Below are 16,028 nucleotides of genomic sequence, written 5' to 3' on the forward strand. Positions count from 1 at the left end.
CGCAGCCAGGTCTCCTGGAGGACGTCCTCGGCGTCCGCCGCCGATCCGAGCATCTCGTACGCGACCGTGAAGAGGAGATTGCGGTGGGCGACGAAGGTGTCGGTCGCCGGGTCGGTGGCATGCTCGCTCATGTCTGGAACCGTCTCCCTCGTGGTCCGCCCTGTTCACCGGAGGCGTTCAGGCGTGCCTGCACAGCGGGTTTTCCCGATCGGCCACCGAGGCTCAGGCCGCGCCTTCGGCGACGGCCGGTGCCTCGGCCCGCCCGGCTCGCAGCAGCTGTCGGCTCCTGGCGGTCCCCGGGGCGCGGTGCAGCCTGTACGTGCCGGGCTTGTGTGCCTCGTCCGCCAGGTGCCTGACGATGCCCTGGCACACGAGCTCCTTGACCTTCGCGCCGGGGCGTCCGCCGATGTGGAGCCACACCGCGACGTCGGACGTGTCGGCGAACTGGAAGATGCCGGCGCGTCGGCCCAGGCTGATGCACTGGGCGCCGAACCCCTGCTTGAGGGGCGCGGGCCGCTCGCCGGCGATCCGGCTGAGCACCGTGTCGGCGGCCCGCGCGCCCAGCGGCATCGCGGCCTGGCAGCTCATCCGCAGCGGCAGGTCCGACGGTGCCGCGGAGTCCCCGGCCGCGACGATGCGCGGGTCGTCCACGCTGGTCAGGGTCTCGTCGGTGCGCAGGCGGCCCAGGGCGTCGGTGCTCAGCCCGCTGCGCGCGGCCAGGTCCGGCACGCCGAACCCGGCGGTCCAGACGGTCACCTCACTCGGCAGCTCGCGGCCGTCGGCGAGCCGCACGGTGTCGCGGGTCACCGCCGTGACCTGGGTGTCGGGGCCGTCGAGCACGGTCACCCCGAGCGCCGCCAGCCGTTCGGCGACCGACCGCCGTCCCCGAGCATGCAGATACGGGCCGAGCACCCCGCCGCAGACCAGGGTGACGGTGCGGCCCGCCTCCGCCAGTTCGGCGGCGGTCTCGATGCCGGCCGGGCCCGCGCCGACGACCGTCACCGCGGCCGAGGCGGGCGCGGCGGCGATGACCGGCCGCAGCCGCTCGGCCTCCTCCAGGGTGGCGAGCGGGTAGGCGAACTCGGCCGCTCCGGGGACGTTCTGGTCGGCGCTGCCGCTGCCCACCGCGTAGATCAGGTAGTCGTAGCCGACCGTGCCGCCCGACGCCGGCTCCACGTGACGCCCGGCGGCGTCGATCCGGGTCACGCTGTCGACCATCAGCCGCACGCCGTCGGCCAGCACCTTCCGGTAGTCGACGACCGCTTCGTGGGAGCCGCCCACCAGTTGGTGCAGGCGGACGCGGTGGACGAAGGTGGGGCGGGGGTTGATCAGCGTCACGGTCACGTCGTCGCGCCGCGTCAGGCGGTTGGCGGCCATGACGCCGGCGTATCCGCCGCCGATCACGACGACTTCGTAGGTCCCGGTCATGGTGTCTCCTCCATGCTCAGCCTTGCTCGGTGGTCCGGCCTCAAGACACCGCGTCGTCGATCCCTGTGACAGCATGTGAGCCGGATCACCCCCAAGTGGGGCCGGTGTGACCGCACTTGGGCGTCGTCGTCCGCCCGGCCGTGGGGAAGGCGGGGCCGGTATGACCGTCGCGAAGCCGGTGAGGACGGCGGCCGACCGGGGACCTCGCAGGCGCCCGGCGCGTCGAGGCCGTCCGGACGCCCGTCCCGCCCCTGGCGGCGCCCACCCGCCGGGTCCGGGTCCGGTCACCGTTACGAGGCGCCCTTCCTCCAGACGAAGACCTCGGTGCTCGGCCGGCGTTCGGAGAACCGTTCCGACGCGGAGGCGTCCCGCAGCAGTCGACGCAGGTCCGCCTCGAAGTCGTCGCGGCGCGTGCCGAACAGATGGGGAGCCGAGAATGACATCGAGAACACCCCCGCCACGACGTCGTCGGCCGTGCGCTCGAGCGGCTGTCCGCCGGGCGCCACATGGCGCTGCGGACCGGTGAATCCGGCCCGGGCGAGCACCGCGGCCTCACCGTCGGGCGTGCCCTGCGGCAGCACGCCTCGACCGGCCCGGCGGACCGGCCCGAGGTAGTGCCTGATCAGTTCCTCGATCGCCGCACCGGGCGCCGCCGGATGGGGAAGACCGTCGACGGTGAGCGTCTCGGACTTCAGGTCCGAGATGTGCACCAGTGCCCCGCCGGGCCGCAGCATGTCCCGGGTGGTCGCCGCCACCAGCTCGCGATCCATCCAGTGGAAGGACTGGCCGAAGGTGGCGACGGTGAACTCTCCCAGATCCGCGGGCAGTTCCTCGGCCCGGGCCCGCACCCACCGGGCCTTCCCGGCCACTCCTCCTTCGGCGGCTTCCCGCCTTGCTTCGGCGATCATCTCCCGGTCCGGGTCCACGCCGACGACCTCGCTGAACAGGTGGGCCAGAGTCAGGGCGAGGATCCCCGGCCCGCATCCCACGTCGACGAGGCGTCCCCGTCCGTCGAGACGCAGGGCCTCGGCCAGCACGTCCGCCAGTCCCGGGGCGTACGGGAGCCGGCCGCGCCGGTAGTGGGCGGCGGTGCCGGCGAACAACGTCTCGTCCCACTCCCACCCGGCCGCCACGTCCGCCCACCGCCTTCGCGAAGTTCCCCTTCGGCTGTCCGCCGATGGTCCCACGGCCGGGGCGGCGCACACCGGCCCGGCCCGCCCGGCCCGCCCCCCGATTGCCGGGACAGCGAACGCACAGTCGCCTCACAGGGAGGCCGGGGGGTGGAGGCCCCGTCCCCGCCCGGCACCGAGGGATAACCCTTGAAGCGCCCGGCTTTGGCTGACATGCCACTGTCAAGCCTGTCATTCTCCCACCCAACTACCGCGCACCAGCGGCACGTTGTCTTCTCATGCTTACGGTCCCGCACCACTCAGCTCGTCCCGGACAGCACACCCGTCTGCCCGGTCTGTCACCGGCCGTTCCCCACGGCCGCCGCAGTAGGAGAACGAGTGAGACCCAGCCCCCGCAAGCGGACCACGGTCGGAGCGGCCCTGCTCTCCACCGCCGCCCTTCTGGCCCTCGGTGTTCAGACGGTTCCGGCGACCGCGTTGCCCGCAGCCCCCCACCCCAGCCCCCTGCGCGCCGGCGGCCAGTCCGCCGACCTCACACCCGCCCAGCGCACGACTCTGATCAAGAGCGCCGAGGCTAGCGCGACGGACACGGCCGAGTCCCTCGGCCTCGGCGCCCAGGAGAAGCTGGTCGTCAAGGACGTCGTGAAGGACAACGACGGCACCCTGCACACGCGTTACGAGCGCACCTACGCCGGTCTGCCCGTCCTCGGCGGCGACCTCGTCGTGCACACGCCCCCGGCCTCGCTGGCCGCCGGCACGGTGAGCACGACCTTCAACAACAACCGCCGTACCGTCTCGGTCAAGTCCACGACCGCCACGTACAGCAAGGCGGCCGCCCAGACCAAGGCCCTCACGGCGGCCAAGGCGCTCGACGCGACGAACCCCGCCGCCCAGAGCGCGCGAAAGGTGATCTGGGCCGGCGAGGGCACGCCCAAGCTCGCCTGGGAGACCGTGGTCAGCGGTCTCCAGGACGACGGCACGCCGAGCAAGCTGCACGTCATCACCGACGCCGTCACCGGCGCGAAGCTCTCCCAGTTCGAGGGCGTCCAGACCGGCACCGGCAACAGCCAGTACAGCGGAACCGTCACCATCGGCACCACGCTGTCCGGCTCGACGTACCAGCTGAACGACACCACGCGCGGCACGCACAAGACGTACAGCCTCAACAACGCCACGTCCGGCACCGGCACCCTGATGACGGACGCCGACGACACGTGGGGCACCGGCGCTGGCTCCAACACCCAGACCGCCGGCGTCGACGCCCACTACGGCGCCCAGGTGACGTGGGACTTCTACAAGAACACCTTCGGGCGCAGCGGCATCAAGAACGACGGCGTCGCCGCCTACTCCCGCGTCCACTACAGCACGGCGTACGTCAACGCCTTCTGGGACGACGACTGCTTCTGCATGACCTACGGCGACGGCACCAGCAGCACCCACGCGCTGACCTCGCTGGACGTCGCGGGCCACGAGATGACCCACGGCGTCACCTCCAACACCGCGAACCTGAACTACACCGGGGAGTCGGGCGGCCTGAACGAGGCCACCTCCGACATCTTCGGCACGGGCGTGGAGTTCTACGCGGCGAACTCCTCCGACGTCGGTGACTACCTCATCGGCGAGAAGATCGACATCAACGGCGACGGCAGCCCGCTGCGCTACATGGACAAGCCCTCCAAGGACGGCGGCTCCGCCGACAGCTGGTACTCCGGCGTCGGCAACCTCGACGTCCACTACTCCTCGGGTCCGGCGAACCACATGTTCTACCTGCTCTCCGAGGGCAGCGGCACCAAGGTCATCAACGGCACCTCCTACACCAGCACGACGTCCGACGGTGTCGCCGTCGCCGGCATCGGCCGGGCCGCGGCCCTGCAGATCTGGTACAAGGCGCTGACGACGTACATGACGTCCAGCACCACGTACGCCCAGGCCCGCACGGCCGCGCTGAACGCCGCCTCGGCGCTCTACGGCGCCAGCTCCGCCCAGTACGCCGGAGTCGGCAACGCCTTCGCCGGTATCAACGTCGGCAGCCACATCACGGTCCCGTCGACGGGCGTCTCGGTGACCAACCCGGGCAGCCAGTCCGCCACGGTCGGCACCGCGGTGAACCTCCAGATCTCCGCCAGCAGCACCAACAGCGGCTCGCTGACGTACGCCGCGACCGGTCTGCCCGCCGGCCTGTCGATCAGCAGCTCGACCGGCCTGATCTCCGGCACGCCGACCACGGCCGGCTCCTCCAGCACCACCGTCACGGTGACCGACAGCACCGGCGCGACCGGTACCGCCGCCTTCACCTGGACGGTCAGCTCCTCCGGCGGCGGTGGGTCCTGCACCGCCACACAGCTGCTGGGCAACGCGGGCTTCGAGTCGGGCAACACCACCTGGACGGCGAGCAGCGGAGTGATCACCAACTCCAGCAGCCAGGCGGCCCGCACCGGCTCCTACAAGGCCTGGCTCGACGGCTACGGATCGACCCACACCGACACGCTGACGCAGTCGGTGACGATCCCGAGCGGCTGCACCAACACCACGTTCACGTTCTACCTGCACGTCGACTCGGCCGAGACCAGCACCAGTACCGCGTACGACAAGCTGACGGTCACCGCCGGATCCACCACCCTGGCCACCTACTCCAACCTCAACAAGGCCACCGGGTACGTCCAGAAGTCCTTCAGCCTCGGGTCCTTCGCGGGCTCCACCGTGGCGCTGAAGTTCTCGGGCGTCGAGGACTCCTCGCTCCAGACCAGCTTCGTCGTGGACGACACCGCCGTCACGACCGGCTGATCAAGACCGGCTGATCACGATCGGTTGAACACGGCCGGCTGATCACGACCGGTTGATCCGCTCCGACCGACGACGTCCCGCACGCGGGCTCCCTCCGCGTGCGGGACGTCGTCGTGCGTGCGGTTCGGTTCAGTTCATCGGGTCGAGCGTCAGATACGCCTGGCGCGGCGAGCCGTCGTGGACGAGGGACTCCTGCTGTCCGACGTCGTCGAAGGCGAACGCGTACGCCTTGCCGTCCGCCATCTGCGCGTGGATCTTGCGGGCGTAGTGGTTGGTCACCGTGTCCTGGTAGAAGTTCGCCGTCGTGGTGTCCGGCTGGTTGGGGTTGACCAGGAGCGTGGAGCGGTTGAAGCCCGCGCACAGGGTGCGGGAGATCGGTCCGCGCACCGCGTCGTTCGGCGCGTCCAGGAGCCGGTGGCAGCCGAAGATGCTGGACGCGTCCGGTTTCTGGAAGCTGGTCACGACCGCGCCGGAGGAGTTGGTGAAGTTCATGACCCCGCCCGAGACCCGGCCGTAGTACCTGGTGCCCGGCTGGTCGGCGAACGGGGTGACGGTCAGCGTGGTCGTCGCGTACTTCTGCCAGACGCGGTTGACGTAGTCGTCCATGACGTTCGCCGGAAGGGCGCCCGTCTCCACCCCGTACAGCGGGGCGAGAGCCCGCAGCACGGTGCCGTCGGACCGGGTCTGGACGAGGTTCGCCCAGCCGCCGGGCTGTCCGCGCAGGGCGTTGAAGAAGCCGGTGTAGCCACCCGCCTTGAGGTGTCCGGCGCTGATGGTGGTGCCGTCGGCGCGCTGCACGCCGACCGCGTACGGCGCGGAGAACATGTCGACCTGAGTGCTGTTCAGCCACAGCCCGGAGTCGTTGAGCGTGTACTCCGACCAGTTGAACAGGATGTTCCGGTTCGGGTCGGTCGGGTTCTGCACGGCGGGCTGCACCAGCCCGCCGGTGGTCAGTCTGAAGTCGAGCTTCTGGCCGTAGGAGAAGTAGACCCGGCCGGAGAACTTGGGGATCCGGATGGTGGCGGACTGGCCGGCGGCCGGGCCCGCGATCGAGGCGTCGGGCGCGGGCGTGGGCGGATTGCCGCCGGCGGGCCAGGCGTGGAAGGCGCCGTTCGCGTCCGCCCAGCCCTGCCGGCCCGTCGTCAGCTGGGTGCCGAGGTTGTAGACGTAGAGGGCTTCGCCGCGCCCCGAGTTGTTGGTGATCTTCAGCGGGATGGTGTCGGGGACGGCCGCCTGGGCCGGGGGGCCGAGGGAGAGCAGCGCGCCGACGAGAGCGGCGGCTCCGGCGATTCTGAGTGTGAGCGTGATCCTTGAGAGCACTCTCCACCTCCGTGCGGGTAGGCCTGTGGGGTTGGTCCGTACCATGTTGAGAGCGCTCTCAACGTCGCATCGAGGTTGTGCCCATGTCAACAATGTGGACAGAGGCAGAGACAGAAAAGGAAAGACGGTCGAAGAGAGACGGAAGGAGAAAGACGGAAAGAGGAAGACGGAGACGGAAGGAACGAGGACGCCCTCGGCGGCTCGTGCCAAGGGCGTCCCGGTGCTCGGTCCCGGCGGTCAGAAGGTCCGCTTCAGCAGCTCCAGCAGCGCGGCCCAGTGCCGCTCGGAGCCCTTCTCGTCGTACGCGGTGGTGTCGGCCTGCGTGTAACCGTGCTCGGCGCCGGCGTAGACCTCACAGGTGTGACGGACGCCCGCTGCCGTGAGGGCGTCCTCGAAGCGCTCGATCTGCTCGGGCGGCAGGGAGTGGTCGTTGTCGGCGTGGCCGAAGTACACCTCGGCCGTGATGTGCTCGGCCGCCAGGTGGGGGCTGTCCGGCGCGTCGGTCACGAGCCGCCCGCCGTGGAAGCCGGCCGCCGCGGCGACCCGGTCCGGATACCCGCCGGCGGTCCACAGGACGAGCCGGGCGCCCATGCAGTACCCGGTCAGCGCCACCGGGCCGTCCGCGACGAGCGGGCTCTCCTCCAGCCACCGCAGATACGCGCCCGCGTCCCGCACGGCCGACTCGGAGGTGAGGGACTGGATGAGCGGGCTCAGGGCCGCGAAGATCTCCGGACGCGCCCCGGGGTCGATGAACTCGGGCAGCTCCACGACGGGCGCACGCCCGTGCCGGTAGAACACGTTCGGGACCAGCACCGTGTAGCCGGCCTCGGCGAGCCGGTCGGCCATCGCCCGCAGGTGCGGGCGCAGTCCGAAGGCGTCCTGGTAGAGCAGCACGCCCGGCCGGGGTGTCCCGTCGCCGGGATGCGCGAGATAGGCGTCGGCGACGCCGTCCTCGGTGGGGATGTCCACGGCTGTTCCCTGTACGGAGGTCATGGGGGTGCCTCTCTGCGCGGTGCACTGCGGCGAGCGGACGAGCGATCGACCGGCCCGGTGGGGCCGGGCAGCGACCATCGTTGCATGCACCATCCACCCGGCCTCCGGGACCCCCGAGCCGAGGACGTCGGGGCGCGAAGGGCGTTGCTCGAAGCGGGCGGGCGTCACTCGAACCGGGAGGTGTCACCCGCCCCGCGCCGCACGATCTCCGCCTCGCCGTCGGAGAAGTCGATGACCGTGGTCGGCTCGGTGCCGCAGTCCCCGGAGTCCAGCACGCCGTCCACCACGTGGTCGAGCTGGTCCTTGATCTCCCAGCCCTGGGTCATCGGCTCGTCCTCGCCGGGCAGCAACAGGGTGCTGGACAGCAGCGGTTCACCGAGTTCGGCGAGCAGGGCGTGGGTGACCACATGGTCCGGGATGCGCACGCCCACCGTCTTCTTCTTCGGGTGCTGGAGCATGCGCGGCACCTCCTTGGTCGCCGGGAGGATGAAGGTGTAGCTGCCCGGCGTCGACGCCTTGATCGCGCGGAACACGTCCTTGTCCACTCGTACGAACTGGCCGAGTTGCGCGAAGTCCTGGCACACGAGGGTGAAGTGGTGCTTGTCGTCCAGCTCGCGGATGGCCCGGATCCGGTCGATGCCGTTCTTGCTGCCCAGCCGGCAGCCCAGCGCGTAGCAGGAATCCGTCGGGTACGCGATCAGCGCGTCCGCCCGGATGGCGGCCGCGACCTGGGAGATGGTGCGCGGCTGAGGGTTGTCGGGGTGCACGTCGTAGTACTTCGCCATTGGCCGAGCTTATGCCGTGCCACGGGGCGGCGACTCCGCAGGACCGCCGCGCGGCTCGTCCAGGAGGAGCTCCCAGCTGTCGGCGAGCGGCCCCCGTGCTGCCGGGTCGCGTCCACCTGCCCGCATCCCGAGCCCCCACCCGAGGCCCTGAACCGCCTGCACGCCTCGACGGCCAGGCCCTCATGAACGGCCTGCACGCCGCCTCCGTGGTCGCCTGCCCGCTGTGCGTCGGGGGAGCCGGTCCGGCCGCCGTCGGCGTCCGGAAGTCCGCGACCGTCGGCCGACCTCCACGGTTCCCGCCGGCGATACCCCGGTCCCGCGGACGGACGTTCCGCCCCCGCGTGAGGTAACGTCCCCGACCGATATGACTGGTTCGGCCCGCAGGGGCCGTGAGGGACGAGGAGAGCGCCGACATGGCCGGCCGGGACGACGGCAAGCCCCACACCGACACGGCGGACGACGCCGACTCGGCGTGGGCGCGGGAGCTCCTCGGACATCTGCGCCCCACCGGCGGCGACCTCCGCAGACTCCTCGACTGGCTGGCGGACACGCTCGACGCGACCGTCTCCCTGCGCGACGACACCGGCGCCTCGCTCGCCGGGCCGCTCACCCCGCTCGACGAGGGCCTGGCCGCCGCCGTCATCGGCGGCCGGCTCGCCTCCGCCGCCTGGGAGGGCGAGGGCAGGTACGTGCGTCTGATCAGGGTCGAACTCCCGCGCCCCGCCTCGTCGGGCGTGCTCGCCGTGACCCGGACGAGCCCCTTCGACCGGCGCGCCTCCGCCGTCGTCACGCACACCGTGGGCGTCCTCGAACTCCTGCTGCGCGCGCGGGAGACCGCCGCGACCGGACAACGGCTGGCCCGCGCCACCGCCGACCTGCGCCTGGCCATCCTCCAGCTGCTCATGGTCGAGGACACCGTCGCCGCCCGACGCGTCGCCGCCGGCCTGTGGCCCGGCCTGCTCGACACCGACACCGCCTGCGTCTACGTGGTCGAGACCAGCCCCGAGGAACGCGACCGGCTCGCGGCGGCCTGCGTGGCGGCGACCCACGACGAGGCCCTCGTCGTGCGCTGCCCCGCCATGGACGGCCACGTCATCGTCGTCGTCCCGAACGACACCGCGGGCCGTGCACTGCGCGCCCTGTGCGACCGGCGCGCCGGCACGTTCCTCGGCGGCAGCGCCCTCCAGAGCCTCGCCCGCACCGCCATCGCCTACGGACAGGCCGTCAGCGCCCTCGCCGTCGCCCGCTTCCGCCCCGACAAGACGGCCGTCTACGCCGAACGCACCCACCCCGAACGCCTGATGGACCCCGAGATCCTGCGCACCTGGACGACCCGGCTGCTGCGCCCCCTGGACGCCCTGCCGCACCACACCCGCGCCGAACTCCTCGCCACCACCCGGCTCGGCCTGGAGTTCACCGCCGTCAACGCGGCGAAGGTGCTCGGCGTCAGCCGCAACACCGTCCGCGCCCGCATGGAACGCGTCGAGAACCTGCTGCGCGCCGACTTCTCCGACCTCACCGTCCGGGCCGCCGTCCACCTCGCGCTGCACACCCAGGTCGCCATCGCCGGGAACCTGACGGGGACCGCGGCGGCTCCCGCCCGGCTCGGCGAACTGCTCGGCGGGCCCGCCCTGCGCGACTGGGCGCGGGAACTGCTGGCCCGTCTCGACTCCGACGGCCGGGACCTGCGCGGCACGCTGCGTGCCTGGATCGCCGCCGGCGGCAACGCCGAACGCGCCGCCCAACTGCTCGGTGTGCACGCGCAGACCGTCCGCGAACACGTCCGCAGCGCCGAACCCGTCCTCGAACGCCAGCTCCTCGCGGCCGGCAGCGACCTGTACGAGGTCGTCCTGGCCCATGTGGCGGCAGGCGACCTCGCCCAGCCCGACCTGCACGAATCCGCCCACCGGGCGGAATCGGGCCATCCGGACCCACCTGTGCACAGGTGAGTCCTGCGGCGGCCGGAGCGGGCATCGACACGATTCCCAGCCGCTCGCCGGGCACGTACTTTCGAGGAGCGGCGGGGGTACGACCGGAACGGGGGACCGGTCGCACCCCCGCGCCTCAGCCCCGCAGGCGGACCGGGATCTCCTGCCAGCCGCTCGCGATGAACGAGGGCACCTGCCGCAGCTCCGCGGCCCCGGTGTCCAGCCGCAGCTCGGGGAACCGCTCGAACAGCGCGGGCAGCGCCGTCAGCGCCTCCATCCGGGCCAGCGGAGCCCCGATGCACCGGTGCACACCCATCCCGAAGGCCAGATGGTCCTCCGCCGCGCGCGCCGCGTCGAACACGTCCGCGTCCGCCCCGTAGTGCGCCGGGTCCACGTTCGCCGCCGCGTACGTCGTGATGATGGCGTCCCCGGCCGGGATCGTCACCTCACCCACCGTGACGTCCTCGACGGCGAACCGCAGCGGCAGACTGGCGATCGGCGGGTGCAGCCGCAGCGTCTCGTCGACGACCGCGTCCCAGCCGATCTCGCCCCGGCGGACGGCCGCCAGCTGCTCGGGCCGCCGCAGCAGCGCCACCGCCGCGTTCCCGATGAGGTTGACGGTCGTCTCGAAACCGGCGCCGATGACCAGCAGCAGCGTGTACAGCAGCTCCTCGTCGCTGAGCCGGTCGCCCTCCTCGTCGCGCACACGGATCAGCTCGGTCGCCATGTCGTCGCCGGGATGCTCGCTCTTGTACGCGATGAGCCCGCCCAGCACCGAGCCGATCTGCTCCTGCACACGAGCGGCGTGCTCCGGGGTCGGGTCGGTGGTGTCCATGATCGCCGCGACCAGCCGGACATTGGCCTCCCGCAGGTGGTCCGGCACCCCGAACAGCTCACAGACGATCTGCATCGGCAGCGGATGCGCGAACGCGGCCTTGAGGTCGACCGCGGCGTCGTCGCCCTTCTCCAGCCCGTCCAGCAGCTCCGCGGTGATCGCCTCCACCCGGGTGCGCAGCGCCTCGGTGCGCCGGTGGGTGAAGCTCGGCGCCACCAGTTTGCGCAGCCGCGCGTGGTCGGTGCCGTACGTGGAGAGCATGTTGATCACGCCGACCCAGCCCAGGATCCAGCCCCAGGAAGGGTGCTCGCCGAGTTCCGCCCACTGCCGCCAGTGCCGCCGCGGATCCTTGCTTACCCGCGGGTCCAGGATCAGCGCCTTCAGGGTGTCGTACCCGGTGGGCGCCCAGGCCGGGATGCCGCCGGGCAGCTCCACGGGCACGATCGGGCCGAGGGCGCGCAGCCGGGCGCTCTCGGCGTGCACATCGGTGCCGGACGGGTCGAGGACGATGCGGTCGGTCACGGTCACGAACGGACTCCTGAGGATTCGGAGGCGGGGGAGCGGGGGCTGAAGCGGACGGGCAGCGCGGTCAGCGCGCGGTGGAACGGACCGGGCCGCCAGGTCAGCCGCTCGCGGGGCACGACGGGGTCGAGGTCGGGCAGCCACTGGGTGAGCCGCTCGATCGCCTCCGTGACCAGCAGCAGCGTGTGCTGCTTCACCGGACAGGCATGCGCTCCGGCCCCCCACGACAGGTGCGAGGCGTCGTTGGGATGCCGGCCCTCGGTGACCTCCCGCTCGGCGAGGATCCCGAGCGCGCCGTACGACACCACGACCGGCACCGCCTCGCGCAGCCACACCCCGTGGAAGGCCACGGGCCGGCGGACGTAGTAGATGCCGTAGTTCGCGAGCGGCGTCTCGTGGTGCAGCACCTCGACCACCGCGTCCATGACGGGGCGGGCGCCGTCGGTGAGCGTGGAGTAGTAGAGCGGGTTGCCGAGGATCCTCGACAGCGTGTTGGACAGCAGGTTCGCGGTCGGCCCGTATCCGGCGCCGAGGGTGAGGAACACCTGCCAGGTGACCTCCTCCCGGGTCAGCCCGGCCGGGTGGTCCAGCAGCCGGCTCGGCAGGTCGTCGCCGCGCCGTTCGCTCTTGGCGGCGATGAGGTCCAGTACGTACTGCGCGTACTCCGCCTCGCCCACGGTCGCCCGGTCGCCGCCCTCCATCATCTTGCCCACGCCCGAGTGCAGCCGGTCGCCCTGGCTCTCCGGCAGGCCGAACAGGTCGTTGAAGACCAGCGCCATCAGCGGCTCGGCGAAGTCGCGGACCAGATCGGCCTCGCCCCTCGGCCCGATCCGGCCCACCAGCAGCCGTACCGCCCGGTGCACCCGCCCCCGCAGGTCGTGCGGTTCCACCAGGTCGAAGACGTCGATGAGGGTGGTGCGGTAGCGGACGTGCGCGGCCCCGTCGGCGAACAGGGCGTTGGGCCGCCAGCGCATCATGCCGAGCACCGGCGAGTCGTCGGGAACGGTCGACTCCCACGCGCGCGGGTCGTGCGAGAACGTCTCCTCGTCGTGCAGGACGTCCAGTGCGGCGCGCCGGTCGGTGACCACGTACGCCGGCACTCCGGGGGCCAACTCGGCCCAGCCGACCGGCCCTTGGCTGCGCAGCGCCAGGTAGCGGCGGTGCGGGTCGGCTGCGAAACCCTCGTCCCACAGCCGCACCGGCACGGAGCGCGCGAAGTCGTGCCGGTCAGGGGGATGGATGGTCACCGGGCCTCCGCGGGGTCATGTCCGATCAGATGCTCGACGAGCGCGAGGAGCGCGTCGATCGAGGAGTCGGGGTCCCGCGCGTCGCAGGTCACCATCGGCGTCCCGGGCTCCAGGTCCAGCGCCTGGCGCAGCCGCTCCGCACCGTAGTGGCGGGGCGCGTCGGGAAACGTGTTGAAGGCCACCGCGTACGGCAGCCCGCTCTCCTCCACCAGGCCCAGCACGTCGAATGACGCGTCGAGGCGGCGGCTGTCGACGAGGACGAGCGCGCCGAGCGCCCCGTAGGCGATGTCGTCCCACAGTGCCCGGAAGCGCTCCTGCCCGGGCGTGCCGAACAGGTACAGCACGATGTCACCGGGCAGGCTGATCCGGCCGAAGTCGATGGCGACGGTCGTCGTCGACTTGTCGCGCACCCCGGCCAGGTCGTCCACCTCGGCGGAGGCCTCGGAGAGGTGCTCCTCGGTGTGCAGCGGCCGGATCTCGGACACCGAGTCGATCAGGGTCGTCTTGCCCACCCCGAACGGCCCCGCGACCAGGATCTTCACCAGGTCGCGGGCGGTGTCGGGGCGGTGGACGGCGCCGGGCGCGCCGGCGCTAGGGGTGGTGTTTGAGGGCGCGGAGGCCATCGGCCACTCTCTTCAGCAGGTCGGGGTCGAACCGTTCGGCGGGCGGGATCGGCGCGCGGGCGAGAACGAGGTCCCGGTCGACGAGGCCGGCCGCCAGCACCCGCACCGCGGAGACCGGCAGCCTGAGCAGCGCCGCCGCCTCCACCACCGCCAGCGAGCCGCCCTCCAGGGTTTCCAGCAGGGCCAGTTCGGCGGCCGGCAGACCGACCGGCGGCGGCTCCTCGGTGCGGGCGAGCACCGACAGCCGCTCCAGGTGGGGCCGGCTGGGCCGGGTCACACCGCCGGTCGACAGGTACGCGGGGACGAGCGGACGGCCGGCCGGGCGGCGGGTCATGCCGGCGCGTTGTCGTCGGCTCCTCGGGGCGCGGCCGCCATGGCCTTCTCGCCCAGTCGTGCCACCTGGGAGTGGACCCGGTGTGCCAGCAGGTCCAGCCGCGTCTCGCCGTCGCCGTACGCGGCCACGCAGGTGCCGTGGTCGGTCGGCACGATCAGCACATAGCCGTGGTCGGACTCGATGACGATCTGGCGTACTTCCGCCCGCTCCCGGTCGGCGAACGCGGCGGCGGCCGTCCGGCAGGCCCCCTGCACGGTGCTGGTGATGGCGGCCACCCGCTCGGCCGACGGCTGCGACAGGGCGTCGGTGTACCCCGTCACCAGTCCGTCCCGGGTCAGCATGACGGCGGCCAGCACGTGCGGCACCTGCAGGATCGGTTCCAGCACCCATGCCGTGTCGCCCGTATTACGGCTGGTCATCTCGCCGCTTCCCCCTCGATGTCGGTGTGGTCGGTGTGGTCGGTGCAGTGCGTGTGGTCCGTGTGGTCGGGCTCGCCGGTCCGGTCGGCCGGGGTGCTCCCGTGGCCGCCGGCTCCGGCGTTCTCGGCGGCCGCGCGGGCCGCCGCCGTGCCGGACTGGAGCGCGCCGAGCGCGGCCGCGGCCTCCTCCGGTCTGCGCGCGGGTCCGTGCGTGGGGCCGTGCGCCGGTCTGTGCGCAGGGCTCTCTTCGGGTGCGGCGGCCCGGGTGCGGCGACGGCGCTGCGGCAGGCCGTCGGCGTCCGTCGGCTCGTGGTGCCCCGGCGCCGGCTCGGGGAGGCCGGTCTCGGCTCCGTACGCATGGGAGGGCACGGGCCGGTCGGCCGCGGCCTTGCGCGTCGTGCGCGGCGCGCTCGCGGCCGGCGGCCGGTCGGCCGGGTCGAGACGGCTGAGGAGATGGCTGTCGACCCGCAGCACCGCGCGCACGCCGCCGTACGGGGAGGCCGAGGAGACGTCGACGCCCAGGTCGAACTGCCGGGTGAGACGGCCGATGGCGGCCAGCCCCATGCGCGGCGGATCGCCCAGGTCGGTCAGCAGGATGGGGTCGTCGCCGGCCACCAGCCGCTGGGCGCGGTCGCGTTCGTCCCGCGTCATGCCGAGACCGGCGTCGTCGATGGTGACGCACACGCCGTGGTGGACGTGCTGCAGGCTCACCACGACGTCGGTGTCCGGCGCGGAGTGCCTGAGCGCGTTGTCGAGCAGCTCGGCGACGATGATGGCCACCGGCTCGACGGCGTGCGAGACCAGGGCGGTGCCGGTCTCGAGGTGGTTGTGGACCTGGACCCGGTGGTAGCCCGCGAGCCGGGCCTGACCGCCGGTCACCGCGTCCACCAGGTGCGACTCCTCGCGCGCCAGCCCGACCCACGCCCCGCACACCACGGCGGTGACCTGCGCGCGGCGCAGCGACTGTTCGTTCTCGTGGTCGAGCCGGAACAGGGTCTGCGCCAACTCCGGGTCGTCGTACCGCTGCTGGAGTCCGCGCAGCGCGTCCTGGAGCCGGTACAGGGCCGCCTGGATCTCCCGGGTGGCGCCCCGCATCCCGGCCTGTGCGGCCGCGTCGACCCGGGTGCGCTGGGCCGCCACCTCGGACTGGAGCGCCAGCACCACGTTCTCCAGCGCGATGCCCAGCGGGGTGCCGGTGGTCAGCGGCTGGAGCGGGCCCGGCTCGGGTACGTGCGGATGGGCCACCTGGCGGGCGGCGGCGGGCACTCGCCGGTCGGCCAGATGCTCGACCTCGGCCGTGAACGCCTTCAAGGACCCGTCCAGTTGGGTGCGCAGCGCGGCGATCTCGGCTCGCTGCCTGGTCTGTTGCCGCCGTATTCGCAGCAGTCCGCCGGCGAGGGCGAGCGCGGACAGTGTGCCGGCGGCCAGGACGCCGGCCACCAGGTCCGGTAATTCGATCATCGATTCGGTTCCAGGGAGGGTCGGGCGTCGTCTCGGTGCTCAGGGCAGTCGCTTCGGTGCTCAGATCGGGGGTGGGTCCGAGGGGCTCGAACCGGGCACTCGCAGCACAGTACACACCGTCATCGATCGATCCCGCACGGTTGAGTGAGACTTGCCTCCCAAAGGGCCCGGTATCTGTTCACTTCTGCGTCGACTGTCTGAATTGCCTTACGGGCTCGAT

Annotated in this window: 14 protein-coding genes; 2 read left to right on the forward strand and 12 right to left on the reverse strand. The window is 72.2% G+C overall.

The features are described 5' to 3' along the window. The 3 genes from ACIRPU_RS35970 to ACIRPU_RS35980 form a co-directional block, all read right to left on the reverse strand. Positions 1 to 131: sigma factor (locus ACIRPU_RS35970; protein ID WP_403875119.1), on the reverse strand; the 131-nt coding region annotated here is incomplete at its 3' end. 91 nt (positions 132 to 222) lie between these two features. Further along, the gene (locus tag ACIRPU_RS35975; protein ID WP_403874946.1) at positions 223 to 1,428 is read right to left on the reverse strand and encodes an NAD(P)/FAD-dependent oxidoreductase; all 1,206 of its coding nucleotides are present in this window, start codon (positions 1,426 to 1,428) and stop codon (positions 223 to 225) included. A gap of 290 nt (positions 1,429 to 1,718) precedes the next feature. Continuing rightward, the gene (locus ACIRPU_RS35980) at positions 1,719 to 2,561 is read right to left on the reverse strand and encodes a class I SAM-dependent methyltransferase (RefSeq protein WP_403874948.1); all 843 of its coding nucleotides are present in this window, start codon (positions 2,559 to 2,561) and stop codon (positions 1,719 to 1,721) included. A gap of 375 nt (positions 2,562 to 2,936) precedes the next feature. Between ACIRPU_RS35980 and ACIRPU_RS35985 the strand changes: the two genes are divergently transcribed. Further along, on the forward strand, positions 2,937 to 5,342 hold the full coding sequence (locus tag ACIRPU_RS35985; RefSeq protein ID WP_403874950.1) for a M4 family metallopeptidase: 2,406 nt from the start codon (positions 2,937 to 2,939) through the stop codon (positions 5,340 to 5,342). Between the two features lie 129 nt (positions 5,343 to 5,471). Here the strand turns inward: ACIRPU_RS35985 and ACIRPU_RS35990 are convergent, their stop codons facing one another. The 3 genes from ACIRPU_RS35990 to ACIRPU_RS36000 form a co-directional block, all read right to left on the reverse strand. Then, positions 5,472 to 6,707, reverse strand: a complete 1,236-nt coding sequence (locus tag ACIRPU_RS35990) for a glycoside hydrolase family 64 protein (RefSeq protein WP_385567380.1) — start codon at positions 6,705 to 6,707, stop codon at positions 5,472 to 5,474. Between the two features lie 192 nt (positions 6,708 to 6,899). Continuing rightward, positions 6,900 to 7,655, reverse strand: a complete 756-nt coding sequence (locus tag ACIRPU_RS35995) for a dienelactone hydrolase family protein (RefSeq protein WP_403874952.1) — start codon at positions 7,653 to 7,655, stop codon at positions 6,900 to 6,902. A 164-nt stretch (positions 7,656 to 7,819) separates the two neighbouring features. Next, on the reverse strand, positions 7,820 to 8,440 hold the full coding sequence (locus ACIRPU_RS36000; RefSeq protein WP_384119042.1) for an L-threonylcarbamoyladenylate synthase: 621 nt from the start codon (positions 8,438 to 8,440) through the stop codon (positions 7,820 to 7,822). Between the two features lie 413 nt (positions 8,441 to 8,853). Between ACIRPU_RS36000 and ACIRPU_RS36005 the strand changes: the two genes are divergently transcribed. Continuing rightward, positions 8,854 to 10,389 (forward strand): helix-turn-helix domain-containing protein, encoded by a 1,536-nt coding sequence (locus tag ACIRPU_RS36005; RefSeq protein ID WP_403875121.1) that lies wholly within the window; start codon positions 8,854 to 8,856, stop codon positions 10,387 to 10,389. Positions 10,390 to 10,504: 115 nt separating this feature from the next. On the opposite strand, the gene ACIRPU_RS36010 is transcribed toward ACIRPU_RS36005, so the two are convergent. From ACIRPU_RS36010 to ACIRPU_RS36035, 6 genes are read right to left on the reverse strand one after another with little or no spacing between them, the layout of a single operon-like run. Next, positions 10,505 to 11,731 carry a cytochrome P450 gene (locus ACIRPU_RS36010; RefSeq protein WP_403874955.1) on the reverse strand — a complete coding sequence of 409 codons (1,227 nt, stop codon included), beginning with the start codon at positions 11,729 to 11,731 and terminating at the stop codon, positions 10,505 to 10,507. Then, on the reverse strand, positions 11,728 to 12,972 hold the full coding sequence (locus tag ACIRPU_RS36015; RefSeq protein ID WP_403874957.1) for a cytochrome P450: 1,245 nt from the start codon (positions 12,970 to 12,972) through the stop codon (positions 11,728 to 11,730). The genes ACIRPU_RS36010 and ACIRPU_RS36015 overlap by 4 nt, the downstream gene beginning before the upstream one ends. Continuing rightward, positions 12,969 to 13,595 carry a GTP-binding protein gene (locus ACIRPU_RS36020; protein WP_403874959.1) on the reverse strand — a complete coding sequence of 209 codons (627 nt, stop codon included), beginning with the start codon at positions 13,593 to 13,595 and terminating at the stop codon, positions 12,969 to 12,971. Before ACIRPU_RS36020 ends, ACIRPU_RS36015 begins: the two co-directional genes overlap by 4 nt. Next, on the reverse strand, positions 13,564 to 13,929 hold the full coding sequence (locus tag ACIRPU_RS36025) for a DUF742 domain-containing protein (protein WP_403874961.1): 366 nt from the start codon (positions 13,927 to 13,929) through the stop codon (positions 13,564 to 13,566). Before ACIRPU_RS36025 ends, ACIRPU_RS36020 begins: the two co-directional genes overlap by 32 nt. Then, a complete protein-coding gene (locus tag ACIRPU_RS36030) occupies positions 13,926 to 14,348 on the reverse strand; it encodes a roadblock/LC7 domain-containing protein (protein WP_028806383.1) in 423 nt (140 codons plus the stop codon). The genes ACIRPU_RS36025 and ACIRPU_RS36030 overlap by 4 nt, the downstream gene beginning before the upstream one ends. Continuing rightward, positions 14,345 to 15,808 (reverse strand): ATP-binding protein, encoded by a 1,464-nt coding sequence (locus ACIRPU_RS36035; RefSeq protein WP_403874963.1) that lies wholly within the window; start codon positions 15,806 to 15,808, stop codon positions 14,345 to 14,347. The genes ACIRPU_RS36030 and ACIRPU_RS36035 overlap by 4 nt, the downstream gene beginning before the upstream one ends. Positions 15,809 to 16,028: the final 220 nt, after the last annotated feature.

It is taken from the genome of Streptomyces sp. NPDC102259 (assembly GCF_044766465.1).
In the GTDB taxonomy this organism is placed as follows: Bacteria; Actinomycetota; Actinomycetes; order Streptomycetales; family Streptomycetaceae; genus Streptomyces.